This window comes from Streptomyces sp. NPDC019531, from assembly GCF_044903305.1.
In the GTDB taxonomy this organism is placed as follows: domain Bacteria; phylum Actinomycetota; class Actinomycetes; order Streptomycetales; family Streptomycetaceae; genus Streptomyces.
On record NZ_JBJDQL010000027.1, the window covers coordinates 22,865 to 46,680 of the forward strand.

The 23,816-nt window shown below is 70.1% G+C and carries 25 protein-coding genes; 7 read left to right on the forward strand and 18 right to left on the reverse strand.

Annotated elements, in window-relative coordinates; translation table 11 throughout:
* Window positions 1-356 precede the first annotated feature (356 nt).
* The 4 genes from ACI2L1_RS27535 to ACI2L1_RS27550 form a co-directional block, all read right to left on the reverse strand.
* Window positions 357-1,601: an amidohydrolase family protein gene (locus ACI2L1_RS27535; RefSeq protein WP_404742058.1), complete on the reverse strand. Its 1,245-nt coding sequence runs from the start codon at window positions 1,599-1,601 to the stop codon at window positions 357-359.
* An 84-nt stretch (window positions 1,602-1,685) separates the two neighbouring features.
* A complete protein-coding gene (locus tag ACI2L1_RS27540; protein ID WP_404742059.1) occupies window positions 1,686-2,984 on the reverse strand; it encodes an amidohydrolase family protein in 1,299 nt (432 codons plus the stop codon).
* Window positions 2,985-3,098: 114 nt separating this feature from the next.
* Window positions 3,099-3,839, reverse strand: a complete 741-nt coding sequence (locus ACI2L1_RS27545) for a dienelactone hydrolase family protein (RefSeq protein WP_404742060.1) — start codon at window positions 3,837-3,839, stop codon at window positions 3,099-3,101.
* Window positions 3,840-3,853: 14 nt separating this feature from the next.
* Window positions 3,854-4,564, reverse strand: coding sequence for an NADPH-dependent F420 reductase (locus ACI2L1_RS27550; protein ID WP_404742061.1), 711 nt, complete (start codon window positions 4,562-4,564; stop codon window positions 3,854-3,856).
* A gap of 108 nt (window positions 4,565-4,672) precedes the next feature.
* Between ACI2L1_RS27550 and ACI2L1_RS27555 the strand changes: the two genes are divergently transcribed.
* Window positions 4,673-5,266, forward strand: coding sequence for a TetR family transcriptional regulator (locus tag ACI2L1_RS27555; protein WP_404742062.1), 594 nt, complete (start codon window positions 4,673-4,675; stop codon window positions 5,264-5,266).
* A gap of 3 nt (window positions 5,267-5,269) precedes the next feature.
* On the opposite strand, the gene ACI2L1_RS27560 is transcribed toward ACI2L1_RS27555, so the two are convergent.
* Together ACI2L1_RS27560 and ACI2L1_RS27565 are read right to left on the reverse strand one after the other, a co-directional pair.
* A complete protein-coding gene (locus ACI2L1_RS27560) occupies window positions 5,270-6,070 on the reverse strand; it encodes a TIGR03943 family putative permease subunit (protein ID WP_404742063.1) in 801 nt (266 codons plus the stop codon).
* Window positions 6,067-7,092: a permease gene (locus ACI2L1_RS27565; protein WP_404742064.1), complete on the reverse strand. Its 1,026-nt coding sequence runs from the start codon at window positions 7,090-7,092 to the stop codon at window positions 6,067-6,069. Before ACI2L1_RS27565 ends, ACI2L1_RS27560 begins: the two co-directional genes overlap by 4 nt.
* 219 nt (window positions 7,093-7,311) lie before the next feature.
* Between ACI2L1_RS27565 and ACI2L1_RS27570 the strand changes: the two genes are divergently transcribed.
* A complete protein-coding gene (locus ACI2L1_RS27570) occupies window positions 7,312-9,180 on the forward strand; it encodes an NAD-binding protein (protein WP_404742161.1) in 1,869 nt (622 codons plus the stop codon).
* Between the two features lie 167 nt (window positions 9,181-9,347).
* On the opposite strand, the gene ACI2L1_RS27575 is transcribed toward ACI2L1_RS27570, so the two are convergent.
* Window positions 9,348-11,162, reverse strand: coding sequence for a prolyl oligopeptidase family serine peptidase (locus ACI2L1_RS27575; RefSeq protein ID WP_404742065.1), 1,815 nt, complete (start codon window positions 11,160-11,162; stop codon window positions 9,348-9,350).
* Window positions 11,163-11,313: 151 nt separating this feature from the next.
* On the opposite strand from ACI2L1_RS27575, the gene ACI2L1_RS27580 reads away from it, so the two are divergent.
* The gene (locus ACI2L1_RS27580) at window positions 11,314-11,688 is read left to right on the forward strand and encodes a nuclear transport factor 2 family protein (RefSeq protein ID WP_404742066.1); all 375 of its coding nucleotides are present in this window, start codon (window positions 11,314-11,316) and stop codon (window positions 11,686-11,688) included.
* A 43-nt stretch (window positions 11,689-11,731) separates the two neighbouring features.
* A complete protein-coding gene (locus ACI2L1_RS27585; RefSeq protein WP_404742067.1) occupies window positions 11,732-12,538 on the forward strand; it encodes an SURF1 family protein in 807 nt (268 codons plus the stop codon).
* Window positions 12,539-12,584: 46 nt separating this feature from the next.
* Here the strand turns inward: ACI2L1_RS27585 and ACI2L1_RS27590 are convergent, their stop codons facing one another.
* From ACI2L1_RS27590 to ACI2L1_RS27605, 4 genes are all read right to left on the reverse strand, one after another.
* The gene (locus ACI2L1_RS27590) at window positions 12,585-13,610 is read right to left on the reverse strand and encodes a hypothetical protein (protein WP_404742068.1); all 1,026 of its coding nucleotides are present in this window, start codon (window positions 13,608-13,610) and stop codon (window positions 12,585-12,587) included.
* Window positions 13,611-13,750: 140 nt separating this feature from the next.
* The gene (locus ACI2L1_RS27595) at window positions 13,751-14,347 is read right to left on the reverse strand and encodes a SigE family RNA polymerase sigma factor (protein WP_404742069.1); all 597 of its coding nucleotides are present in this window, start codon (window positions 14,345-14,347) and stop codon (window positions 13,751-13,753) included.
* 377 nt (window positions 14,348-14,724) lie between these two features.
* Entirely contained in the window at window positions 14,725-15,783 is a 1,059-nt protein-coding gene (locus ACI2L1_RS27600) for an aspartate-semialdehyde dehydrogenase (RefSeq protein ID WP_404742070.1), read from the reverse strand.
* Between the two features lie 29 nt (window positions 15,784-15,812).
* The gene (locus ACI2L1_RS27605) at window positions 15,813-17,090 is read right to left on the reverse strand and encodes an aspartate kinase (RefSeq protein WP_404742071.1); all 1,278 of its coding nucleotides are present in this window, start codon (window positions 17,088-17,090) and stop codon (window positions 15,813-15,815) included.
* Between the two features lie 213 nt (window positions 17,091-17,303).
* Here ACI2L1_RS27605 and ACI2L1_RS27610 point away from each other — a divergent pair, with 213 nt between their 5' ends.
* Together ACI2L1_RS27610 and ACI2L1_RS27615 are read left to right on the forward strand one after the other, a co-directional pair.
* Window positions 17,304-17,987 carry a response regulator transcription factor gene (locus tag ACI2L1_RS27610; protein WP_404742072.1) on the forward strand — a complete coding sequence of 228 codons (684 nt, stop codon included), beginning with the start codon at window positions 17,304-17,306 and terminating at the stop codon, window positions 17,985-17,987.
* Window positions 17,984-19,324, forward strand: coding sequence for a sensor histidine kinase (locus ACI2L1_RS27615; RefSeq protein WP_404742073.1), 1,341 nt, complete (start codon window positions 17,984-17,986; stop codon window positions 19,322-19,324). Before ACI2L1_RS27610 ends, ACI2L1_RS27615 begins: the two co-directional genes overlap by 4 nt.
* Here ACI2L1_RS27615 and ACI2L1_RS27620 read toward each other — a convergent pair.
* Entirely contained in the window at window positions 19,290-19,790 is a 501-nt protein-coding gene (locus tag ACI2L1_RS27620) for an SgcJ/EcaC family oxidoreductase (protein WP_404742074.1), read from the reverse strand. The genes ACI2L1_RS27615 and ACI2L1_RS27620 overlap by 35 nt on opposite strands.
* A 111-nt stretch (window positions 19,791-19,901) precedes the next feature.
* A complete protein-coding gene (locus ACI2L1_RS27625) occupies window positions 19,902-20,093 on the reverse strand; it encodes a hypothetical protein (RefSeq protein WP_404742075.1) in 192 nt (63 codons plus the stop codon).
* 111 nt (window positions 20,094-20,204) lie between these two features.
* On the opposite strand from ACI2L1_RS27625, the gene ACI2L1_RS27630 reads away from it, so the two are divergent.
* Window positions 20,205-20,930: a TSUP family transporter gene (locus tag ACI2L1_RS27630; protein WP_404742076.1), complete on the forward strand. Its 726-nt coding sequence runs from the start codon at window positions 20,205-20,207 to the stop codon at window positions 20,928-20,930.
* On the opposite strand, the gene ACI2L1_RS27635 is transcribed toward ACI2L1_RS27630, so the two are convergent.
* The 5 genes from ACI2L1_RS27635 to ACI2L1_RS27655 form a co-directional block, all read right to left on the reverse strand.
* Entirely contained in the window at window positions 20,931-21,509 is a 579-nt protein-coding gene (locus ACI2L1_RS27635; RefSeq protein ID WP_404742077.1) for a Uma2 family endonuclease, read from the reverse strand.
* 50 nt (window positions 21,510-21,559) lie between these two features.
* Window positions 21,560-22,525: a hypothetical protein gene (locus ACI2L1_RS27640; RefSeq protein ID WP_404742162.1), complete on the reverse strand. Its 966-nt coding sequence runs from the start codon at window positions 22,523-22,525 to the stop codon at window positions 21,560-21,562.
* Window positions 22,526-22,808: 283 nt separating this feature from the next.
* Window positions 22,809-22,991 carry a DUF397 domain-containing protein gene (locus ACI2L1_RS27645; RefSeq protein WP_404742078.1) on the reverse strand — a complete coding sequence of 61 codons (183 nt, stop codon included), beginning with the start codon at window positions 22,989-22,991 and terminating at the stop codon, window positions 22,809-22,811.
* Entirely contained in the window at window positions 22,988-23,521 is a 534-nt protein-coding gene (locus ACI2L1_RS27650) for a DUF5753 domain-containing protein (RefSeq protein ID WP_404742079.1), read from the reverse strand. Before ACI2L1_RS27650 ends, ACI2L1_RS27645 begins: the two co-directional genes overlap by 4 nt.
* Window positions 23,505-23,780, reverse strand: a complete 276-nt coding sequence (locus ACI2L1_RS27655; RefSeq protein ID WP_404742080.1) for a helix-turn-helix domain-containing protein — start codon at window positions 23,778-23,780, stop codon at window positions 23,505-23,507. The genes ACI2L1_RS27650 and ACI2L1_RS27655 overlap by 17 nt, the downstream gene beginning before the upstream one ends.
* Window positions 23,781-23,816: the final 36 nt, after the last annotated feature.

Here is a 23,816-nt window from a genome sequence, read left to right on the forward strand (position 1 = left end):
ACCCAGGCCCCCAGCCACCACCAACTCCCGACACCCGACCCCAGCCACTCCCCCAGACCAACCCACCCGAGACGCCCCGGGCCAGCCGATCCGGACCACCAGTCACAAACCACCCGATCCAGGCCCCCAGCCACCACCAACTCCCGACACCCGACCCCAGCCACTCCCCCAGACCAACCCACCCGAGACGCCCCGGGCCAGCCGATCCGGACCGCCAGCCACAAGCCACCCGATCCAGGCCCCCAGCCGCCACCCGGGTCCAGCCTCGCGGCCGCCACCCGGGTCCAGGCTTGCGGCCGCCACCCGGTCCAGGTCCGGCGGTCTCGGGGCACCGGCAAGGGTTCACCAACCCGTGGCTACCGGTCGAAGCCGAGTTCCAGCATCCGGATCGCGTTCCCCCGTAGCAGCTTGTAGGTGACGTCCTCGGACAGGCCGGCCACGTGCTCCCAGGCGACCTTCTTGGTGTGCGGCCAGGTGGAGTCGACGTGCGGGTAGTCGGTCTCGAACGTCGCGTTGTCGACGCCGACGGTCTCGATGGCCTCGATGCCGTGCTTGTCGCGGAAGAAGCAGCAGAAGATCTGCCGGTAGTAGTACGTCGACGGCGGCTCCGGGATCAGGTCCCTTACCCCGCCCCAGGCCCGGTGCTCCTCCCAGACGTCGTCGGCGCGTTCCAGGGCGTACGGGATCCAGCCCATCTGCCCCTCGCTGTACGCCAGTTTGAGCCGCGGGAACTTCACCAGGACCCCGGAGAAGAGGAAGTCCATCATCGAGGCCATGGCGTTGTTGAAGGACAGCGAGGCCTGGACGGCGGGCGGGGCGTCGGGGGACGCGGCCGGCATCTGGGAGCTGCTGCCGATGTGCATGTTGACGACCGTCCCGGTCTCCTCGCAGGCCGCGAAGAACGGGTCCCAGTAACCGGAGTGGATCGACGGCAGCCCGAGGTAGGTGGGGATCTCGCTGAAGGTGACGGCCCGTACGCCACGGGCCGCGTTGCGCCGGATCTCCGCGACCGCGAGGTCGATGTCCCACAGCGGGATGAGGCACAGCGGGATCAGCCGGCCGGCGCTGTCCCCGCACCACTCCTCGACCATCCAGTCGTTGTAGGCGCGCACACAGGCGAGCCCGACCTCCTTGTCCTTGGCCTCGGCGAAGGTCTGCCCGCAGAAGCGGGGGAAGGTGGGGAAGCAGAGGGAGGCCTCGACATGGTTCATCTCCATGTCCTCCACCCGGGCCTTCGGATCCCAGCAGCCCCGGCGCATCTGCTCGCGGGTGATCCCGTCGAGGGTCATCTCGTCCCGCGAGAAGCCCACGGCCGCGATGATCCGCTTGTACGGGAAGAGGTCGCCCTCGTACTCCCACCAGTCGGTGAGCTGGCCCTCCGGATCGGTGGTGAAGCGGTACTTGCCGCCGATGTACTCCAGCTCCCCGATGCCGGCGGTGAGCGGTTTCGGCCCCCGGTCCCGGTACTTGGCCGGAAGCCAGGTCTCGAAGAGATGCGCGGGCTCGATCACGTGATCGTCCACGCTGATGACCTTGGGGATGTCCCCGGTGCCCGGTCCCGTTCCGGGCCCCGTTCCGGTTCCGCTCTCGGTGACGGCCATTGCCTGCCCCCTAGCCGGTATCTGATGGGTCGTCAGATTGCAGGCTAGGGGGAGGGTCCTACGACGGCAAGGGCTTGAGGAGGTTCAGCGGGACGCGGCGGCCACCGCGGCGCGCGCCCGCTGCCGGAACGCCTCCAGTTTGTCCACCGGCTCCGTCAGCTGGCGGCTGCGGCTGCGGACGCTCACGTCGTGGCCCTCGGCCGCCCTGCGCAGCGCCCCCACCGTGCACTGCTCGCGGGGGAGGTGGGCGAAGGGGTCGAAGGAGTACCAGCGCATGGCGTTCTCGTGGGTCATCTTCGCGATGTCGGCGTCCGGGACCGAGCACTCGGCCAGGGCTTGGTGGAGCTGCTCGGGCGCGTCCGGCCACAGGGAGTCGCTGTGCGGGTAGTCGCCCTCCCAGCAGATGTTGTCGATGCCGATCTCGTGCCGCAGCCTGATGCCGAGCTTGTCGGTGATGAAGCAGGTCAGGAAGTGCTCGCGGAAGACCTCGGAGGGGAGCTTGCCGCCGAAGTCCTGGAGGGTCCAGGTCGCGTGCATCTCGAAGGTGCGGTCGACGCGCTCCAGGAAGTAGGGGATCCAGCCGGTGCCGCCCTCCGACAGGGCGATCCTCAGGTCCGGGAACTCCTTGAGGGCGCGCGACCACAGCAGGTCGGCGGCGGCCTGGACGAGGTTGATCGGCTGGAGCGTGATCATCACGTCCGGCGGGGAGTCCACGGCCGGGATGGCGAGCCGCCCGGACGAACCGATGTGCACCGACAGCACGGTGTTCGTGTCGCAGGCCGCCTGCCACACCGGGTTCCAGTACGGGTCGTGGAAGCTCGGGTAGCCGAGGGCCGCCGGGTTCTCCGGGAAGGTCATCGAGTGACAGCCCTTGGCCGCGACCCGGCGTATCTCGGCCGCGGTCAGCTCGGCGGACCAGATCGCGGGCAGGGCCATCGGGATGAAGCGGCCCGGGTAGGCCCCGCACCACTCGTCGATGTGCCAGTCGTTGTACGCCCGCACCAGCGCCAGGGAGAAGTCACTGTCCTCGGTGGCGAACATCCGCGCCGAGAAGCCGGGGAAGGAGGGGAAGTTCATCTGGGCGAGGACCCCGCCGGCGTTCATGTCCTTGACGCGTTCGTGCACGTCGTAGCAGCCGGGCCGGATCTCGTCCATGCCCTGCGGATCGAGGCCGTACTCCTCCTTGGGCCGCCCGGCGACCGCGTTGAGCGCGGCGTTGCCCACGGTGCTGTCCCGGAACTGCCACACATCGCTGCCGTCCTCGCGGTGGACGAGCTTGGGGGCGTCGTCCAGGTACCGCTTCGGCAGGTGGTTCACGAAGATGTCCGGCGGTTCGATGATGTGGTCGTCCACGCTGATCAGGATCAGGTCGTCCCGTTCCATGACGGTCCCCTTCGTTCCCGCGCCCTGCGACGGAATGCAGATTCCCGCTCTCGATTTTGAAAATTACATTCTCCGAGAGCGGGAATCAAGCACTCGCACCAAAGGATCAGAAGATCAGCCGACGAGCCTCCGGGCGAACAGGTCCAGCAGCGCCGCCCAGTGACGGTCCGTCGCCTCCGCCCCGTACATCGCCGTGTCGGCCTGGGTGAAGCCGTGGTGGGCGCCCTCGTAGACCTCGCTGCGATGCTCGACGCCCGCCTCGGTCAGGGCCTTCTCCAGGCGGGCGATCTGGTCGGCGGGATTGGTCGCGTCGTGGTCCGCGTGGCCGAAGCAGAGCTCGGCGGTGATGTGTCCGGCGAGCAGGTGGGGGCTGTCGGGGGCATCCGTGGCCAGGTACGCCCCGTGGAAACCGGCCGCCGCCGCGACCCGCCCCGGATACGTGCCCGCGGTGCGCAGGGCGAGGCCCGCGCCCATGCAGTAGCCGGTGACACCCAGGGGCCCGCCGGTGGTCAGGGGCGAGTCCTCCAGCCATTCCAGGTAGACGGCGGCGTCCCGCATGGCGCCTTCGGGGGTGAGGGTCCGCGCGGCGGGGCCGATGTTCTGGATGATCTCGGGGCGCTCGGCGGGGTTGATGAACTCGGGCAGTTCCACGACGGGGGCGCGGCCGAAACGGTAGAAGACATTGGGCACCAGGACGGTGTAGCCCGCCGCGGCCAGCCGGTCCGCCATCGACTTCAGGTGCGGGCGCAGTCCGAAGGCGTCCATGTAGAGGAGTACGGCGGGGTGCGGGGCGCCGTCGTCCGGGTGGGCCAGGTAGGCGTCGACGGTGCCGTCAGGGGTGAGGATCTCGATCATCTGGGTTCTCCCGGTCAGCCGGCGGTGTCGATCAGTTCCTTGACGCGGGCGGCGGACACCGGCACGCCGGGCGAGGTGAAGAACCAGCGCTGGGCCTCCTCCTGGCTCAGCCCCTCCGGCCGCTCCCCCATGTACGGCTGGACGTACGCCGGGCTGCCGGGTGCGAGGCGCCCGCTGTCGGCGAGGGTCCCGGCGTCGACAGTGTCGTAGCCGATCAGGTCGAGCAGCCGGATCACCTCCGCCTTGGCGTCCGCGTCGTCGCCCGCGACAGGCAGGGCGCTGCGATCGGCGGCCCCGGCCGGGCGAGCGAGGGTGCCCAGGTGGTGGAAGTCGATGGTGGCGAACGTCTTGACCACCTTCGCGCCCGCCAGATGCCGCTGCACCAGCGCGCTGGAGGTCAGCTCGCCCGAGTCGAGTTCGGCGATACGGCCGTCCCGGGCCGGGTGGTAGACCATCGCGTCGATCACGGTCCGGCCGGCCAGGTCGGCGGCAGGCAGAAGGTCGTAGGCCTTCAGCGGTACGGCCGCCACGACCAGGTCACCGGCTCGCGCGGCCTCTGCCGGAGTGGCCGCGCGAGCGCGCTCGCCGAGCTCCGCGACGAGGTCGGCGAGGGTCTGGGGCCCGCGGGAGTTGCTCACCACCACGTCCAGTCCGGCGGCGACGGCGAGCTTGGCCACCGCCGCGCCGATCATGCCGCTGCCGATGATGCCGAGGGTGCGGGGCATGGACGAGGCCTCTCTGAAGTGGGGTTCTAGATGTGAAACTGAGTGTCACACTAGTAACCGAGATCCACTCCTGCAAGCGAGGTTCGTCCCGAACGGTAGGATCGGCGGGTGACCGGAGCAGCGCGTACGACCACGAGAGACATCGCCCGGGCCGCCGTACGGGCCGAACTCGCCCAGGTGGCCTTCGAGCTGTTCCGACGCGAGGGCTTCGACAAGGTCACGCTGGACGATCTGGCGGCGGCCGCCGGGGTCTCCCGCAGCACCTTCCTGCGGTACTTCGGCACCAAGGAGGACGCCGTGCTCGGCGCCTTCGAGGGCCAGGACCGGCGGGTCGCCGACGCGCTGCGGGCGCGCCCGGCGGACGAGGACTCCTGGACGGCGCTACGGCACGCCCTGGACGCGGTCGTCGGGCGGTATCACGAGGACCCGGCCGGCGCCCTCGCCACCACCCGGCTCGTCTACGACACCCCGTCCCTGTGCGCCCGCCACCTGGAGAAACAGCACAGCTGGCGGCCCGCCCTGGCCGAGGCACTCGCCGACCGCGCGGGCTCCGAGGGGCCTCCGACGCTCGCCCACACCGTCCTGGCCGGGGCCGCGCTGAACTGCCTGAACGTCTCGCTGGCGCACTGGACCGCCTCCGACGGGCGGCTCGACCTGGTCACCCTGCTGGACGAGGCGTTCGCGGCCGTCCGGGGCGCGTGACGGTCACTTGTTCCAGGTCTCGTCGTACGGGTCGTGCGGCGTCGGGACCGGCTCGGCCTCCGTGATCTCCAGGTACGGGATCGGGCCGCCGTTCACCGTGTCCTTGGTCCGCTTGGCGGTGTAGGTGCCGGTGACCTGGAGCCAGCCGTCCGGCTTGAGGACCGGCGGGATGTTGCCGGTGAGGCCGACCTTGACCGGCTGGGCGTCCGCCGCACAGCAGTTGAGGGCCATCCGGACCAGATAAGGCGCCCCGGAGCGGTCCAGGGCGACGAACCCGGTGATGACGATCTGCCGTCCGGCGAGGCCCCGGCCGTGCTCGTAGACCGCGCGACCCGCGTAGTCCGCGAGGGCCAGACGCAGCGGGCCCTCGGCGGGCAGCCGCTCCAAGCCGTACGACTGCTGCAAGGCCGTACCCGTGCGCATCGCGCTGTAGGAGCCGAGGGCGGGCGGGGCGACGAGGATCAGGGCGAAGAGAGGGAGGACGAGGAGCCAGGAGACCCGGGGTTCGGGGTGTTCTGCGTGTTCGGGGTGTTCTGCGTGTTCGGGGTGTTCTGCGTGTTCGGGGTGTTCTGCGTGTTCGGGGTGTTCGGAGTGTTCGGGGTGGGAGTGCTCGTGCTCCTTCTTCCTGGACCGCCACTCGTACCAGGCCGTCGCCAGCGCCGTGACGACCAGGACGACCCCGGCCGCAAGGACCAGCGGGCGCAGGCCGGCCTTGACGTAGCGCAGATAGAGGTCGGTCGAGCCCGCGTGCAGCAGGGCCGAGCCGAGGAGGAACAGGACCGCCGACTGCGCCTGCCGGTTCACAGCATCACCAGCCCGGTCAGGACGGAGACCACGATCGCCAGGGCGAGGGTGGCGGGGGCGAAGCGCAGGGCGAAGGCGCGGCCGAAGGTGCCGGTCTGCATCGCGAACAGCTTCAGGTCGATCATCGGGCCGACGACCAGGAAGGTCAGCCGCGCGGTCAGCGAGAACTGGGTGAGCGAGGCGGCCACGAACGCGTCCGCCTCCGAGCAGATCGACAGCACCACGGCCAGGGCGGCGAGCGCGAGCACGGCGATCACCGGGTTCTCCGCCGCCGTACGCAGCCAGGTCTGCGGGACCACGGCCTTCAGGGTCGCCGCGGCCATCGCGCCGACGACCAGGAAGCCGCCCGCGTGCATCACGTCGTGCCGGACCGAGCCCCAGAAGGCGGCGCCCTTGCCCTGCCCCTCGTACGCGTGACGGGCCGGAGGCTTCAGCAGGTCGGTGCGGCCGAGGCGCAGCCACAGCCAGCCCATCGCGCACGCCACCAGCAGGCTCGCGACCAGCCGGGCCACAACCATCTCGGGGTCGCGGGGGAAGGCCACGGCGGTCGCCGTCAGCACGATCGGGTTGATCGCCGGGGCGGAGAGCAGGAAGGCGAGGGCCGCGGCCGGGGTGACGCCCCGGCGCACCAGCGCCCCCGCCACCGGCACGGACGCACACTCGCAGCCCGGCAGCACCGCGCCCGCCACCCCGGCCACCGGCACCGCGAGAGCGGGGTTCTTCGGCAGCGCGCGGGCGAAGAACGACGGCGGCACGAACACCGCGATCGCCGCCGACAGCAGCACCCCGAGCACCAGGAAGGGCAGGGCCTGGACGAGCACGGCGACGAACACCGTCATCCAGCTCTGCATGACCGGTGCGCCCAGGGCCTCCCGGATCGGGCCCTGCGCCAGCACCACGAGCAGCATCAACAGGGTCAGCAGGAGGGGGGAGTTGAGGCGCCGGTCGGCCGGATCCCGTGGTGCCGGGCGCGGGTCCTCGCCGGTGTCCCGCGTGGGCGGGGGTGCTTTGGTGACGGCCACGGCCGGGATCCCTCCGGTGGTGAGGTGCTGGTTTCCCTGTCCGTGCGTACGGCGGGGATGGTCCGATTGCTCAGTGTGCGCGGCGGTTTGGGGATTTCTTGGAAGAGTGACTCCTCACTGGTAGAACATGGCACCATCCGTCCCGGTGAGGCAGTCTTCTCCCTCGTGGGGAGCGTTCCTAACCAGAGTCCAGGGCTGCCGGGCGACACGGCCGCGCACATGGTGGTGTGCGGGGACGACGGGCTGGCGCACCGGCTGGCCGCCGAGCTCAGACATGTCTACGGCGAGCAGGTCACGTTGGTCGTACCGGCCTCCGAGCGGTCCGTGCGGCCACCGGTCGTCGGGCGGGCCCGGGCCGCGTCCGCGCTGCTGGACCGGATGGTGACCGCGGCTGTGGGCCTGACCGGCAACGGGGGTACCGGGGGTGGTGTCGGCGTTGGTAGCGGTAGCGGTGGCGATGGCGGTGGTGAACCTCCCGGTGGCATAAGGATGCTGGAGGCCGCCGAGCCCAACGAGAGCGCGTTCGCCGTTGCGGGCGTGGAGCGGGCCCACGCGCTCGCGCTCGTGTACGACGACGACGAGACCAACATCCGCGCCGCCCTCACCGCCCGCCGTCTCAACCCCCGGCTGCGGCTCGTCCTGCGGCTCTACAACCGGCGGCTCGGCCAGCACATCGAGGAACTCCTCGACCAGGCCGCCGCGTTGGCCTCCGGCGGCTCGGACGGCGGCTCCGGCTTCGACGCCTCCACGACCGTGCTGTCCGACGCCGACACGGCCGCGCCCGCGCTGGCCGCCACCGCCCTCACCGGCACCAGCAAGGTGCTCCAGACCGGTGGCCTGCTGCTGCGGGCGGTCGAACGGCCAGCGGCGCGAACCGGGGTGAGCGCGGATCCGGGGCTGGCCACACTCGCCCTGCTCTCGCCGACCGACAGTGCCGGCCCCGGCGGGGACCAGGGACCGACACTGCTGCCGGACGCGGCGGCGGTACGGGACGGCGGCGACCGCGGGACCGTGGTGCTGGAGCAGGTCGCGTACACCGGGCCCTCGCTGCCCGACGGGCGGGGCGTGGTGCCGTGGTTCGCCTCGCTGTTCTCGCGGCGGCTGCGGTGGTCGCTGGCCGGAATGGTGGGGTGTGTGGTCGCGCTCGCCGTCGCGCTGTGGCTGGTGACCGGTATTCATCCGCTGCGCGCCTTCTATCTGACCCTGCTCGACCTGTTCGCCATCGACGACCCCGCGATCGGTGAGTCCGTGGGGCGGCAGATCCTCCAACTCCTCTCCGGGCTCGTCGGGTTGCTGATCCTGCCGGTGCTCCTCGCGGCGGTCCTGGAGGTGCTCGGCACCTTCCGCACCGTGTCCTCCCTGCGCAGACCACCCCGCGGGCTGAGCAGACATGTCGTCCTGCTCGGGCTCGGCAAGATCGGCACCCGGGTGCTGACCCGGCTGCGGGAACTGAACATCCCCGTGGTGTGCGTCGAGTCCGACCCCGAGGCCCGCGGACTCGCCACGGCCCGGCGGCTGCGCGTGCCGGTGGTGCTCGGGGACGTCACCCAGGAAGGTGTCCTGGAAGCCGCCAAGATCCACCGCGCGCACGCGCTGCTCGCGGTGACCAGCGCGGACACTACCAACCTGGAGGCCGTGCTGTACGCGCGGGCCGTGCGGCCGGACCTGCGCGTGGTGCTGCGCCTGTACGACGACGACTTCGCGACGGCGGTGTACCGCACCCTGCGCGCGGCACACCCCCTTGCGTCCACGCGCAGCCGAAGCGTCTCCCACCTGGCCGCCCCCGCGTTCGCCGGGGCGATGATGGGGCGGCAGATCCTGGGCGCGTTCCCGGTGGAGCGCCGGGTGCTCCTGTTCGCGGCGGTGGATGTGGGCGGGCATCCCCAGTTGGAGGGGAAGACGGTGGGTGAGGCGTTCCGGGCGGGTTCCTGGCGGGTCCTGGCCCGGGAGGAGTCCGGAGACGCCCCGGGCCTGGCGTGGGACCTGCCGGACACGTATGTGCTTCAGCCCTCGGACCGGGTGGTGTTGGCCGCTACTCGGCGAGGGTTGGCGGAGTTGCTGGGGCGGCGGGGGCGAACGGGGGCGTAGCCGTACGCGAAGGTCGTGCCGGGTCGGGTCGTTGTGCGGCTGCGGGCGGGTGGGGGGGCTGGTCGCGCAGTCCCCGCGCCCCTGAAAGACCTGACCTGATCGCCCCTTCAGGGGCGCGGGGAACTGCGCGGCCCGCCCCACGCGCCCGCGGACGAAACTCCTCCCTGCTACGCCAAATGCCTCTCCGCGAAGTCCAGTTCAAGCCGCACCTGCTTGATCCGCTCGTCCACCACCAGCGACCCGTGCCCGGCGTCGTACCGGTACACCTCGTGCACCGCCCCTCGCCCCTCCAGCCGCTTCACATAGTTGTCGATCTGCCGGATCGGGCACCGGGGATCGTTCACCCCCGCCGAGATGTACACCGGCGCCCGCACCTTGTCGACGTACGTCAGCGGCGACGACGCCTCGAACCGCTCCGGGACCTCCTCCGGCGTGCCGCCCAGCAGCGTGCGGTCCATCGCCTTCAGCGCTTCCATCTCGTCGTGGTACGCCGTGACGTAGTCCGCGACCGGCACCGCCGCGATCCCCAGGGTCCACGAGTCCGGTTGGACGCCCAGGCCGAGGAGCGTGAGGTACCCGCCCCAGGACCCGCCGGTGAGGACGAGCCGCGCGGGATCGGCGAGCCCCGAGCTCACCGCCCATTCCCGCACCGCCGCGATGTCCTCCAGCTCGATCAGACCGACCCGGTGCTTCAGTGCGTCGGTCCAGGCCCGCCCGTACCCCGTGGAACCGCGGTAGTTGACGCGGACGACCGCGTACCCGTGGTCCACCCAGGCCGCGGGACCCGCCGCGAACGCGTCGCTGTCGTGCCAGGTCGGACCGCCGTGGATGTCGAAGACCGTCGGCAAGGGACCCGTGGCGCCCGCCGGCTTCTGCACCAGGGCGTGGATCCGGCCGCCGGGGCCCTCCACCCACACGTCCTCGACCGGCACCGAGCCGGGGGACTTCATGCCCGGCGGGTCGAGCACCACCTCGCCCGTCGTCGAGCGCACCGCCGACGGCTCGGCGGCCGAGGACCACAGGTACTCCACGCTGCCGTCGGGGCGGGCCGTCGCCCCCGAGACCGAACCGGGCGGGGTCGGGACCTTCTCCAGCCCGCCGCTCGCCAGGTCGTACCGGAACAGCTCGCTGCGCGCCTCGAAGCTGTGCGCGATCAGCAGGCCCGTGCCGTCCGGGTACCACTCGGCGCCCACGTCACCGGGCAGGTCCAGGGCGAGGTCGGTCTCCTCGCCCGTGGCCACGTCCCACACCAGCGGCTCCCAACGGCCGCGCCGCTGATGGCCGATGAGCAGCCGGGTGTCGCCCTCGACCGGCGCGAAGCCCAGGACCTCCAGGCCCAGTTCCTCGGTGCCGTTCTTGGTGTCGTCGAGCTCCGCGACCGCGGTGCCGTCGGGGCGTACGACCCGCAGCGCCGAGTGCATGGCGTCGCCGTGCTCGGTGTGCTCGACCGCGATCAGCGACCCGTCGTGGGAGAGGTCGCCGACCCCCGCCGACTCTCGGTGCCGGTAGATCTCCACCGGGTCCTCGCCGGTGCGCACGAGGTGAATGGAGGTGCCCTCGTCGTCGGTCGAACGGCCCACGACCGCCGTACGGCCGTCCCGGCCCAGGGCCACGCCCGCCGGGTAGGAGGCATCGAGGCCCGGCGCGGCGGGCTCGTCCGGTCCGCCTTCGAAGGGCTGGCGGCGCCAGACGCCGAACTCGTCGCCGTCCTTGTCGTCGAACCACCACACCCACGCGCCGTCCGGGGAGAGCACGCCGTCCGTGGTGCCGTTCGGCCGGTCCGTCACCTGGCGCTGTCCGCCCGTCGCCCGGTCCCAGGCGTACAGCTCGTACGTCCCCGTGGCGTTGGACACGAACAGGGAGCGCTCGGGAGCGTCCTCCGCCCAGTCGGGCAGGGACACCCGGGGGGCCCGGAAGCGCTTCTCCCACTCCGGCATCTCGTCGTTCCGCTCGGCCGCGGCGGACCCGTTGCTCTCAGTCATGACCCCATACTGCCCGCCTTCACAGACAATCCGCAGACGAGGCCCCCAGCCTGTGGACAACTTCTACCCCTCGCTTACCAGAACCCCCTCCCACCAGGCCAAAAAGCCCGGTCCGGGCCGATTGTCAGTGGCTGGGTGCAGACTCGTCCGCATGACCGATCTGCGCAAGACCGTCGAGAGTTTCTGGACCGCGGCCGAGGCCCGCGACTGGAGCATGTTCGCGGACACCCTGGCCGAGGACGTCGTCTACACCCTGCCGCAGACCCGCGAGCGCATCAGCGGCCGGCAGCGGTACGTCGAGTTCAACCGGGAGTACCCGGGCGACTGGCACCTGCGCGTCGAGCGGATCGTCGCCGAGCCGGGCCAGGTCGTCACCTGGGCCCACTTCACGGTGGGTCTTGAGGAGATGTACGCCATCTCGTTCTTCACCGGGGACGAGAGCGGCCGGATAGCCACTGTCACCGACTTCTGGCCGGAGCCGTACGAGCCCCCGGCGGGCCGGGACCACCTCACCGAGCGGTACTGACCCCGCACCCCGGCGGCTCCGTGGGGCCCCGTACCGTGGGAGTGTGTACCGGTTTCTGCTGACACCCCGCTGGTTTGGCATCAACGTCTTCGTGCTGCTCGCCATCCCGTTCTGCGTCTTCATGGGGTCGTGGCAGCTGAGCCGGTTCGAGGACCGGATGACGGAGAGCCGGGACGCCGAGCAGTCGGTCGTCACCGACGAGCGAGAGGCCGCGCGGCCGCTGGCCGAGCTGCTGCCGGTGGACAAGGCGACCTCGGGCAAGCAGGTCACCGCGACCGGCCGGTACGACAAGCAGTTGCTGGTCCCCGACCGGCAGCTGGACGACCGCGAGGGCTACTACGTCCTGACGCTGCTGCGCACCGACGGCGGCAAGGCGCTGCCCGTGGTCCGGGGCTGGCTGCCGGGCACCGCCGACCCGGCGAAGGTCCCGGCCGCGCCCAAGGGCGAGGTCACCGTCACCGGCGCGCTCCAGGCGTCCGAGACACCGGGGGACAACGGAGTCAGCGCGCAGGGCGGGCTTCCGGCCGGGCAGACCGCGGCGATCAGCGCCGCCTCACTGATCAACCTGGTGCCGTACGACGTGTACGACGCATGGGTCACCCTCAACACCGGTGACTCCGGGATGAAGGCCGTACCGGCGACCGCGCCCGCCGACAGCGGGCTGGACCTCAAGGCGTTCCAGAACCTCGGCTACACCGGCGAGTGGTTCGTCTTCGCCGGCTTCGTGGTCTTCATGTGGTTCCGTCTGGTGCGCCGCGAGGTGGAGTTCATCCGGGACGCGGAGCTGGGGATCCTCCCTGACGACGAGCAGCGGGAGCGGGAGCAGCCCCAGGAGAAGGCGACCATCTGAGGCCCGCGCGAGCGAAGCCGACATCACGACGCGACCTCGGCCGCCGTCACGACGAGAGCAGCACGCCCGTCCAGTACACCGTCCCCGCGCACGCGTTGGACACCGTCGTCGACACCGACGGGGTGCCGCCCTCCGCGGCATTCGTCACCAGGACGCTCCCGTCGGTGGTGCCGTCCTCCGTGACGAGCTGGGTGGAGGTGCCGGTGTCACCGCCGGTGGAGGAGCCATCGCTGGTGGAGGTGTCCGGGGAGGTCGAGGGGTCGGGGCTGGGGTCGGTCGAGGGGTCCGAGGTGGGGCAGGTCGCCGACGGCACCCAGGCGAACTTCACGTCGTAGGAGGAACCCGGCTGCAGCAACAGCTGGGAGACCTCCGTGGACGGGTCGGGAAGTCCGGCCGCCGTGTCGCCCGAGACATGCCGGGTGGTGAAGATCTTGCTGCTGTCGGCGGCGCCCTGCGCGGCAGAGGTCACGGTGCCGGGACCGGTGACGGTACAGGCGGCGGTGGAGCCGTTGGTGATGTGGAAGGTGCCGTAGACCGTCCCCGCGGAGTCGGCCACGTCGGTGGTGGCCGTGGGCGTGCCGAGCTGCGCGGCCGTACAGACCGGGGCGCTCGCGGCGGACGTGGTGGACGGGTCGGCGCCGCTGCCGGCGCCCGTACTGGCGCCCGCGGTCCTGCCCTTGCCGTTCTCCTTGGACTCGTCCTTGCCCGTTTCCTCCGTCTTGCCCGTGGAGCCGCCGGAGGTGGACTCGCCGCCCTCCGCCTCCTTGCCCTGGCCCGCGCCGCCCTGCATCTGGGAGGCGTGCCCGGCGTTGGAGGTGTTGGCGCTGGTGCCGGTGGCGGAGACGTGCACCACGGCGGGGATCGCGGTGCCGAGGAAGAGCGCCGCGGCAGCCATGCCGACGACGGCCTGTCGCTTGCGCGCGCGTCGGGCGGGGACCGCCTTGCGCAGATGGTCCAGGGTGCCGTCGCGCGGCTCGACGTCCTCGACCGCCTGCCGCAGCATCCGTCGCAGTGCCAGCTCGTCCGAGTCGAACTCCCCCGTGGAGCTCAGATCGTCGGGGCCGTGATTCACAGTTCCGTTCCCAGCGTGCGATTTCTTCGGATCTTGTTTGCCGACCCACGTCGGCTCATGCCTCCCCCAGAGCCCGAAAGGCGGCCTGGGGGGACCCACAGTAGGCTCATGGCGCCGCCCCTCTGAGTCACTCTCGCCACTCACGCCGGCTCCTCCATCGCGACCCGCAGCGCGGCGATCCCGCGGGAGCCGTACGCCTTGACGGAGCCCAGCGAGATGCCGAGCGTATCGGCGACCTGAGCCTCGGTCATGTCCGCGAAGTAGCGCAGGACCAGGACCTCGCGCTGGCGGCGCTGGAGGCCCTTCATCGCCTTGATGAGCGAGTCGCGCTCCAGCTGGTCGTAGGCCCCCTCCTCGGCGCTCGCCATGTCGGGCATCGGCTTGGACAGCAGCTTGAGTCCGAGGATGCGTCGGCGCAGGGCCGAGCGGGAGAGGTTGACGACCGTCTGGCGCAGATACGCGAGGGTCTTCTCCGGGTCGCGGACGCGTTTGCGCGCGGAGTGGACGCGGATGAAGGCCTCCTGGACGACGTCCTCGCAGGAGGCGGTGTCGTCGAGCAGAAGGGCGGCGAGACCGAGGAGCGAGCGGTAGTGCGCCCGGTAGGTCTCGGTGAGGTGGTCGACCGTGGTCCCGGTCGCGGCGGCTTCCTCAGCTCCGTCACGCTGACTGGGTATGCGGGCGGGCCGCGCTGCGGGCATGGGCGCGATCACCGGCATGCCACCGGGCGCCCCGGGCATGCGGGGTCGGAAGTCGAGTACCTGAGCCACGCAAGTTGGACGCCCTCACCCCCGTAAGGGTTGTACGCGGCCGTCCATCTTCTCTCAGGCAGCACAACTGACCGTGCGTCAAACGCGCCCATGCCTACCCGCTCTTCCCCTGTGTCCCGAATGCCCGGAACGTCCCCACGTTCCGCAAATGCGACCCCGCGCCCCCTGAATGGGCGTCCGCAAAGACGCTCCCCGCCCACCGCGCGGTTGCGGAGGACGGGGAGTCAAATTTTCGGACGCCGAAGCGCACGGTTCAAGTGGTCCGGACCATCGGCCCGATCACACTTTTCATCCATAGATCGTACAAACAAATCGGGCCATGGCCAGGAAATTTCCTGTAAGCACAACTACGCACAGAGCTCGGCCGCGACCAGCTCCGCGATCTGCGCGGTGTTGAGCGCCGCGCCCTTGCGCAGATTGTCTCCGCACACAAAGAGTTCGAGCGCCGTGGGGTCGTCGAGCGCCCGCCTGACCCGGCCCACCCAGGTGGGATCGGTGCCCACCACGTCGGCGGGCGTGGGGAACTCCCCCGCCGCCGGATCGTCGAAGAGGACGACCCCGGGTGCGGTGGCGAGGATCTCGCGCGCCTTGCGGACGGTGACCTCACCCTCGAAGCGGGCGTGCACGGTGAGGGAGTGCACGGTGACCACCGGGACCCGCACACAGGTCACGGCGACGGGCAGCGTGGGCAGTCCGAGGATCTTGCGGGACTCGTCCCGCACCTTCATCTCCTCCGAGGACCACCCGTCCTCGCGCAGCGAACCGGCCCACGGTACGACGTTCAGCGCGACCGGCTCCGGGAACGGCCCGGTGTTGTCACCGACGACCCGCCGTACGTCACCGGGATGCGTCCCGAGCTCGGTGCCCGCGACGAGGGACAGCTGCTGGCGCAGGGTCTCGACACCGGCGCGCCCGGCCCCGCTCACGGCCTGGTAGCTCGACACCACCAGCTCCCGCAGCCCGAACTCGGCGTGCAGCGCACCCAGGGCCACGATCATGGAGAGGGTGGTGCAGTTGGGGTTGGCGATGATCCCGCGCGGCCGCATCCGGGCCGCGTGCGCATTGACCTCGGGGACGACGAGGGGCACATCGGGGTCCATCCGGAAGGCACCGGAGTTGTCCACGACGACGGCACCTCGCGCGGCGGCGACCGGCGCCCACTGCGCGGCCACCTCGTCGGGTACGTCGAACATGGCGACGTCGACCCCGTCGAAGGCCTCCTCCGACAGGGCCACCACCTCGACCTGCTCCCCGCGCACGGCCAGCTTGCGGCCGGCCGAGCGCGGGGAGGCGATCAGTCGGATCTCGCCCCAGATGTCCGCGTGCTGGGACAGGATCTGGAGCATGACCGTGCCGACGGCCCCGGTCGCTCCCACGACCGCGAGCGTCGGCCCAGGCTCGGCCATCGCGTTCCCGCCTGTCCGGCGGGGTCCGGTCATCGGCCGGTGCCCCCGTAGACCACGGCCTCGTCGCTGTCGGAGTCGAGCCCGAAGGCGCTGTGCACGGCGCGGACGGCCTCGGTCACGTCGTCGGCGCGGGTGACGACCGAGATGCGGATCTCGGAGGTCGAGATCAGCTCGATGTTCACGCCGGCGTCGGACAGGGCGGTGAAGAAGTCGGCCGTGACACCCGGGTTGGTCTTCATCCCGGCGCCGACGAGCGAGATCTTGCCGATCTGGTCGTCGTAGCGCAGCGACTCGAAGCCGATGCCGGCCTTGTTCTTCTCCAGGGCGTCGATGGCCTTGCGGCCCTCGGACTTGGGGAGCGTGAAGGAGATGTCCGTCAGCCCGGTGGAGGCTGCCGAGACGTTCTGCACGATCATGTCGATGTTGATCTCGGCGTCCGCGATCGTGCGGAAGATCACCGCGGCCTCACCCGGCTTGTCCGGCACGCCGACGACCGTGATCTTGGCCTCGGAGGTGTCGTGCGCGACACCGGAGATGATGGCCTGCTCCACCTGCTTGTCCCCTTGCTCGATCGGCTCACTGCTGACCCAGGTGCCCTGCAGCCCGCTGAAGCTGGACCGGACGTGGATCGGGATGTTGTAGCGACGGGCGTACTCCACACAGCGGTGGAGTAGCACCTTCGAACCGGAGGCGGCAAGCTCCAGCATGTCCTCGAAGGAGATCCAGTCGATCTTCTTCGCCTTCTTCACCACCCGCGGGTCGGCGGTGAACACGCCGTCGACGTCGGTGTAGATCTCGCAGACCTCGGCGTCGAGCGCCGCGGCGAGCGCGACGGCCGTGGTGTCGGAGCCACCGCGTCCGAGCGTGGTGATGTCCTTCTTGTCCTGGCTGACGCCCTGGAATCCGGCGACGATGGCGATGTTGCCCTTGTCCAGGGACTCCCGGATACGGCCCGGTGTGACGTCGATGATCCGGGCTTTGTTGTGGACCGAGTCGGTGATGACGCCGGCCTGGCTGCCGGTGAAGGACTGGGCCTCGTGGCCCAGGTTTTTGATCGCCATGGCCAGCAACGCCATGGAGATACGCTCTCCGGCGGTCAGCAGCATGTCGAACTCACGCCCGGCAGGCATCGGCGATACCTGCTCGGCGAGATCGATCAGCTCGTCCGTCGTGTCGCCCATCGCGGAAACGACGACGACCACCTGGTGGCCGTTCTTCTTCGCTTCGACGATTCGCTTGGCGACGCGCTTGATGCCCTCGGCATCGGCTACGGAGGAGCCTCCGTACTTCTGCACGACAAGGCCCACGTGCGCTCCTCGCTCAGTCCGTGTGTGTCGGCTCAGTTTAACGAGCGCCCGATTTTCACCTCCGCGATATCGCATGGTGAGACATCGCGGGGTTCGGACACCCAGGTCAGCGCATGCCCATCCCGGCCCCTCCGGAAAAGTGCACCGCGTCACACGGACTCGTGGGGCCCAAGTGGCAGCTGTGAATCAAGTTTCAAGGATTAGGGTGCGGCTGTGCGCGTACTTCTGGTGGAAGACGATGAGCCGGTCGCCCAGTCCCTCAGACGAGGTCTCATCCGGTACGGCTTCGAGGTCGAGTGGGTCTCCACCGGCGGGGCCGCGCTGAGCCATGAGGGTTCCTACGACGTCGTGCTCCTCGATCTCGGTCTGCCGGACACCGACGGTCTCGACGTGTGCAAGGCGCTGCGCGGGCGCGGTGACGTGCCGATCATCGTGATCAGCGCGCGCAGCGACGAGACCGACCGGGTGGTCGGCCTGGAACTCGGCGCCGACGACTACGTCTCCAAGCCGTTCGGGGTCCGGGAGGTCATCGCGCGGATACGAGCCGTGATGCGACGCGCGCAGCCCCGTACCGAAGCGTCCGCGGGCCCCGACGTGTACGGCTCCCGGCTCACCGTCGACCGCCGCGCGGCCCGGGTCCGGCTGGACGGCGAGGAGGTGTCCCTCGCGCCCAAGGAGTACGACCTGCTGGCCTTCCTCACCGAGGAGCCGGGCGCGCTGATGTCGCGCGAGCAGATCATGGAGGCGGTCTGGGACGCGAACTGGTTCGGGCCGACCAAGACGCTGGACGTGCATGTGGCGGCACTGCGGCGCAAGCTCGCCGGGGCGGTCGTCATCGAGGCGGTGCGGGGTGTGGGCTTCCGGCTGGAGATCGCCAAGGACGACAGGGCTTCATGAACCGGCAGCTCATCCGGAGCTACATCCTGCTGGTGGCGGTGGCCATCTTCCTGTTCACGGTGCCGGTCGCGTTCACGCTGACCAAGCAGTTGCGGGACGACACCAGGCAGTCCGTCCTGCGTGAGGCCAACACCATGGCGTTCCTGCTGGGCAACGGCACCGGCGCCTCGTGCGAGGCACTCACCGAGGTGGCCACGGCGTACGGCGACGTCCAGGCCACCCCCACCGCCGCATGTGACCCGAAGCTGCCGGTTCCCACCGAGGACGCGGCGCTGAAGCGGGCCATGGAGCAGAACGAGCCCACCACCGACTGGGGCTCCGACTTCGTCTGGGGCAAGCACCTGACGGTCACCGTCCCGGTGGAGGGGCACGCGGCCGTACGGATCGTCTACTCGACCTCCGACATGACCAAGCGGCTCTGGCAGATCTGGGGCTTCCGGACCGGCCTCGCCGTACTGGTCCTCGCGGCGGCCGCCGCGATCGGCGCGTTCGCCGCCCGCCGCATCACCGCCCCGCTCCGCGAACTCAATTCCATGGCCAGCAAGTTCAGCGACGGCGACCTGACCGCGCGCTCCCCGGTGACGGGACCGCCGGAGACGCAGACGCTCGCGCGCACCCTGAACCAGGGCGCGGAACGCCTTGACACACTGGTCGCCTCACAGCGGATCTTCGTGGCGGACGCGTCGCATCAACTCCGTACCCCGCTCACCGCGTTGCGCCTGTCGCTGGACAACATCGCGGACGGCGTGGACGACGAGTTCGTACGGGAGGACGTGGAGCAGGCGACCGCGGAGGTGGTCCGGATGAGCCGTCTGGTGAACGGACTTCTGGTGCTCGCCCGCGCCGAGGCGAAGGTGACGGCCGCGGAGCCGCTCGCCCTGACGGACATCGTGAACGAACGGCTGACGGTGTGGAGGCCGGCCGCCGACGAGCGCGGTGTCACCATCGCGCTCATTGGGGGGAGTATCGACGGCCGGCCGTCTGTGCTGGCCAGCCCCGGTCATCTGGACCAGGTGCTGGACAACGTGCTCTCGAACGCCCTGGAGGTCTCGCCGGACGGCGGGAGGATCACCGTCGAGGTGGAGTCCCGGGCGGACTCGGTGGTGCTGTCGGTGCGGGACGAGGGACCCGGTATGTCGGACGCCGAGAAGTCCCGTGCCTTCGACCGCTTCTGGCGCGGCCAGGGTCTGACCGGGCGCTCCGGCTCGGGCCTCGGCCTCGCCGTCGTCAAGCAGTTGGTGACCGACGACGGCGGAACCGTGACGCTGGTGGACGCGCCGGGAGGCGGGCTGAAGGTGGAGATCAGCCTTCGGGCATCGCCGAGGAGTGGTGGTTGACGATCTTCCACTGGCCGTTCCGCTTCTCGTACTCGTACGTGTAGCGGGCCTCGACGACGCGCTTGGCGCCGGTGTCCGGGTCGGTGAGCTTGAACTCGTAGACGCCGGTGTCGATGGCGGAGTTGGTGTCGAGGACGTTGACGATCGTCTGGACCTTCTTGCCGACCGGCTTGTTCTCCAGGAAGTGCTGGAAGTAGTCGACGATGCCGGCGCGGTCGGTGCGGACCTTGTTGGAGACGGTGGGCAGCAGGACCGCGTCCTTCGCGTACAGGTCCGCGACCTTGCCGGCGTCGCCGGTCCGCAGTGCCGCGTTCCAGGTGTTGAACAGGCCCGCGATCTCCTTCTTGGTGGGCTTCTTCGGGGCGTCCGTCCCGGCGGTGGCGGCGACGGTACCGACGGTTCCCACGGCGACGATCGCGGTCGCGGTGACGATGGCTGCGCGCTTGGTTATGGAACGACGGTTCATCGCTGTCTCCAGTGCGGTGAGAGGTGGTGCCGTGAAGTGACTCCAGCCTCTCTTCGCGCCGGTCAGGGCCCGTGCAGCCGAGATACAGGGCGGAGACAGCGGACGTCCAATTCACGCCACGTGACCACCCGGTCGCTGTCCGCGCAGCAGACCGACCCCGGCCCCCACGGACACCACGCCCATCCCCACGGCGGTCATCACACCCTGTTGCCCGTCCACGACGAACGGCGCGACGGCGGCGACGACGAGGTTGAAGAGGAAGAGGAACCAGAGGACTGGGGTGGAGGAGAGCAGGGCCTTCATGGTCGTGTCCTTCGGTACGGAGTGGTTGACCTGGCGAGATCAACGATCCCGTGTCCGGGGGGCCGTCACGAGGGGGTGCTCTCCCGAACCGGGGGTGTAGTGGGGTACACCATGGCTGTGACAGGAGAGGTGCTTCTCGCGGGGATCGTGCTGCTGGGGTCGTCCGTGCAGTGGCTCACCGGCATGGGCTTCGCCCTGGTCGCCGTACCCGCACTGGTGCTGCTTCTCGGGCCGGCCGAGGGGGTCGTGCTCGCCAACTGCGCCGCCGGGGCGATCTGTTGTGCGGGCCTGGCAGGCAGCTGGCGACGGGTACGGCCCGCATCGATGGTCCCGCTGTGCGCGGCGGCGGCCTGCACGGTGCCGGTGGGGACCTGGCTGACGCGCCAACTCCCGGAATCCTGGCTGATGCTGGTCATGGGCGGCTTGGTGACGGTGGCGGTGCTGCTGGTGCTGCGGGGAGCCCGGGCGACGTCCCTGCACGGGACGAAGGGCGCCGTCGTCGCGGGCGCGGTGGGCGGCTTCATGAACTCGGCGGCCGGGGTGGGCGGCCCTCCCATGTCCCTCTACGCCCTCAACGCGGGCTGGACGGTAGGGGAGTTCGTCCCGAACGCGATGTTCTACGGCGTGGTCGTGAACGCGTTCTCGGTGGCGTCGAACGGGATACCCGGGCTGAACCGGACGCAGTGGGCCCTGGTGATCGCGGCGATGGCGACAGGCGGGGTGATCGGACGGGGGCTCGCCTCCCGGATACCGGAGAATCGGGCCCGCCTGCTGGTGCTGTCGCTCGCCCTGATGGGCGGGGTCACCGCTGTGGGCAAGGGGCTCCGGGGGCTGTGATCAGTCCGCGAACTCCTTCAGCGGCTCGGTGTCGAGGGCGAAGCCGACGGGCTCCGGGAGCTTGACCGTGGCACCGAACGGCAGCTTCTCCTCATGCCGGTACCTACCGTCCTCGGGCTGGTTGAAGACGACGACCGAGCAAGCCTCACGGTCGATGAGGAGGTAGACGGGGATGCCGGCGGCGGCGTAGCCGTCGGGCTTCTCGACTCGGTCACGCCGGTTGGTGTCGGAGTCGTGCGAGGTGATCTCGACAGCCATCAGTACGCCATCGGCCTCCGACCACTCGCCCTGCCCCTTGAGGCTGCCCTTCGGCACCAGCACTCCGTCCGCGCGAGCACGCCCCCTGCGGTAGGCCTCGGTCTTGAGTCCTCGCTCCGGATGAAGCCGCAGGTCCGGGCGCAATTGCATGCACCGTTCCAGAAGCCACATGTAGATCTCGCTGTGGTTGCCGTCCGGCACGGGCTTGACCTGCACCTTCCCATTGATGAACTCCAGCCACACTGTCTCCGGGGCATGGCGTTCCAACTGCTCGAACTCCTCGACGGACATCTGGGGCTGCTGCTCGGTCCTGGGGGTCATGGCGTCGCCTCCTCGGCTCCATGATGCCCAGACCGGCGCCTCCTGCACGCTCACCGCAGCCCCGCCGCGCGGCGGAGGGCGTCGACGCGATCGGTGACGTCGATGACCTCGTCGGCGCCGACCAGGCCGCTGCCACCGGCACGCGGTCCCGGCAGGAACGTGTCCGGGACGGCCCCGTGGACCGGGCCCTCCGCCTCGATCAGCTCGATGCACTCGCGGCACAGTCCGTTCACGATCTCCGTGGTCCGCTCGTCCGCGTCGCACAGGCCACACGCCATGATCACGCGGCTGACGCGGGCGCGCCGGGCGGCCTTCTGCCGGATCTTCGCCTTCTTCGGGGGCATCTTGTTCTCCAGTCGGTTGCGGGCGAGTCCGCCCGGGTTGGCGACCGTGGGCGGGAGCCCGTCGGTCAGGGCCTTGGTGATGTCGTGCGGCGTCGCGCCGAGTGACAACCACTCGGCGGCGAGGGGTTCGAGGGAACGGCAGTCGCCGTCGGACAGCGGCATACGGGGGTCGGCGGCGCGGAGTTCGGCGAGGGTCTGATAGGCCTCGCTGGGTTGCTCGGCGGCCACGGCCTCTTCCCGCTCGGGCTGTTCGGCCTCTACGACGGATTCCTCGACGTCCTCGACCCGCGCCAGCCCCGGCATGTAGTGCTCGGTCACGTCCTTGCCGTGCCGCTCCCGGGCGAAGTCCTCCCACCACTCGGTGGACCTGCGGGTACGCGACCAGTACGTACGCGTGACCCACCGCATCGAGTCGTCCTCGACCGTGATGTGCTCCTTGATCCAGCGCAGGTGGCCGGCGAGGGTGATGCGTCCCAGCGAACTGCGGACGGCCTGCTGGCCGTAGCGGGGGTGCACGGCGGCGATCGCCTTGTAGCCCATCGCGTGACCCTCTTCGAGATGGTCGACGAAGACGGCGATCTCACGGTCACGGGGGCTCAGGTGTGCGAAGTCCGGGTCGGCGTGCGGGTCTTCGTCACCGGCGGGGCGTTTTCCGTAACCCGTTTTGGCCATGGGGTGGGACGGGGACGGCAGGGCGGCACTAGGCTGGGCGTAAGCCACGATCGAGGTCCGTTCGATCCGTAGGTCAGGCCCCGGAGCCGGTGTTGGCGCACCGACCGGGGCCGAACTATTTGCTTGTTTGCCGCGAACCTAGAGCGGTTTCACTTTCCGACGCAAGCCGATCACGGAACGTCACACTTTAGAGTTACGACGCCTCAACTCACGTTCAGACTTGGTTGGTTGGGTTGGATCTCACCCAGCCCAGAACCCCGTGGAAGAGCTCGGAGCCCGAGGCTCAAGCCCCGGGCCGAACTGCGGAAACGAAGGCCTTCCAGGCGGTGGCGGTGACGCGGAGCTCGGGGCCGGAGGGGAGCTTGGAGTCGCGGATGTGGATGTGGGCGTCGAACGCGGCTTCGAGGCAGGCGCCGCCCTCGTTATCGCTGTGGCTGGACTTGAACCACTTCAGCTGGTCATTCACTGCCGATCCACCATCCCCTCGATGAAGCGGGCCGACTCAGTGGGACTGAGGGCCTGCGCGCGGATCATGCTAAGCCGCTGGGTCACCCGGCTGACAACGTCCGGGTCGGACGAGAGTTCGCTGGCGAACGGCCCTTCCGTGAAGGCGAACCGTTCGAGGTCGTGTGTCTCCAGCAGCACCATCGGCCCCATGAGCGCATCGCTGATGGCCCGTTCGAAGGGCAACACCTGCAATGCGACGTTGCGCAGGCGAAACACCCCCAGCAGACTCCGCAGTTGCTCGATGTCCACCTGCGGACTGCGCAGAGCCGCTTCGCAGATCACGAAGTGCAGGGCCACAGGTGGCTTGCGGTCCGTGAGAATCGCCTGCCTTTCCATCCGGGCGGCGATCCTCTGTTCCACCGTCTCCTCGGCCAGGGATGGAAGACGGTTCTCGATCAGGGCCCGCGCATACCCCTTCGTCTGCAACAGGCCCGGGATCAGCGCGACTTCGTACCACCAAAGGCTGGTGGCCTCACGCTCCCGCTCCATGAAGTCCTGCGCCCGCGCCGGAAACTTCTCCCTCTGGAGATACTCCTTGGCCGCGCTGAGCAGGCCCTCCGCCCGGCAACTCGTCGGCGACGTCCAGCACTCGCGGCGTCGGCATCCGTACGCCCTGTTCCATGGACTTGATCGTGTCCGGGGAGTAGTTGGAGGCGGCGCCGAGTTCCTCACGGCTGACGTTGGCCTTGATGCGCCAGCGCTTCATCTGGTTGCCGCTGTAGCGCCAGTTCACCGGCGTCTGGGACACAGAGCGCACCTCCGACCGATACAACCCGGCGTGTAT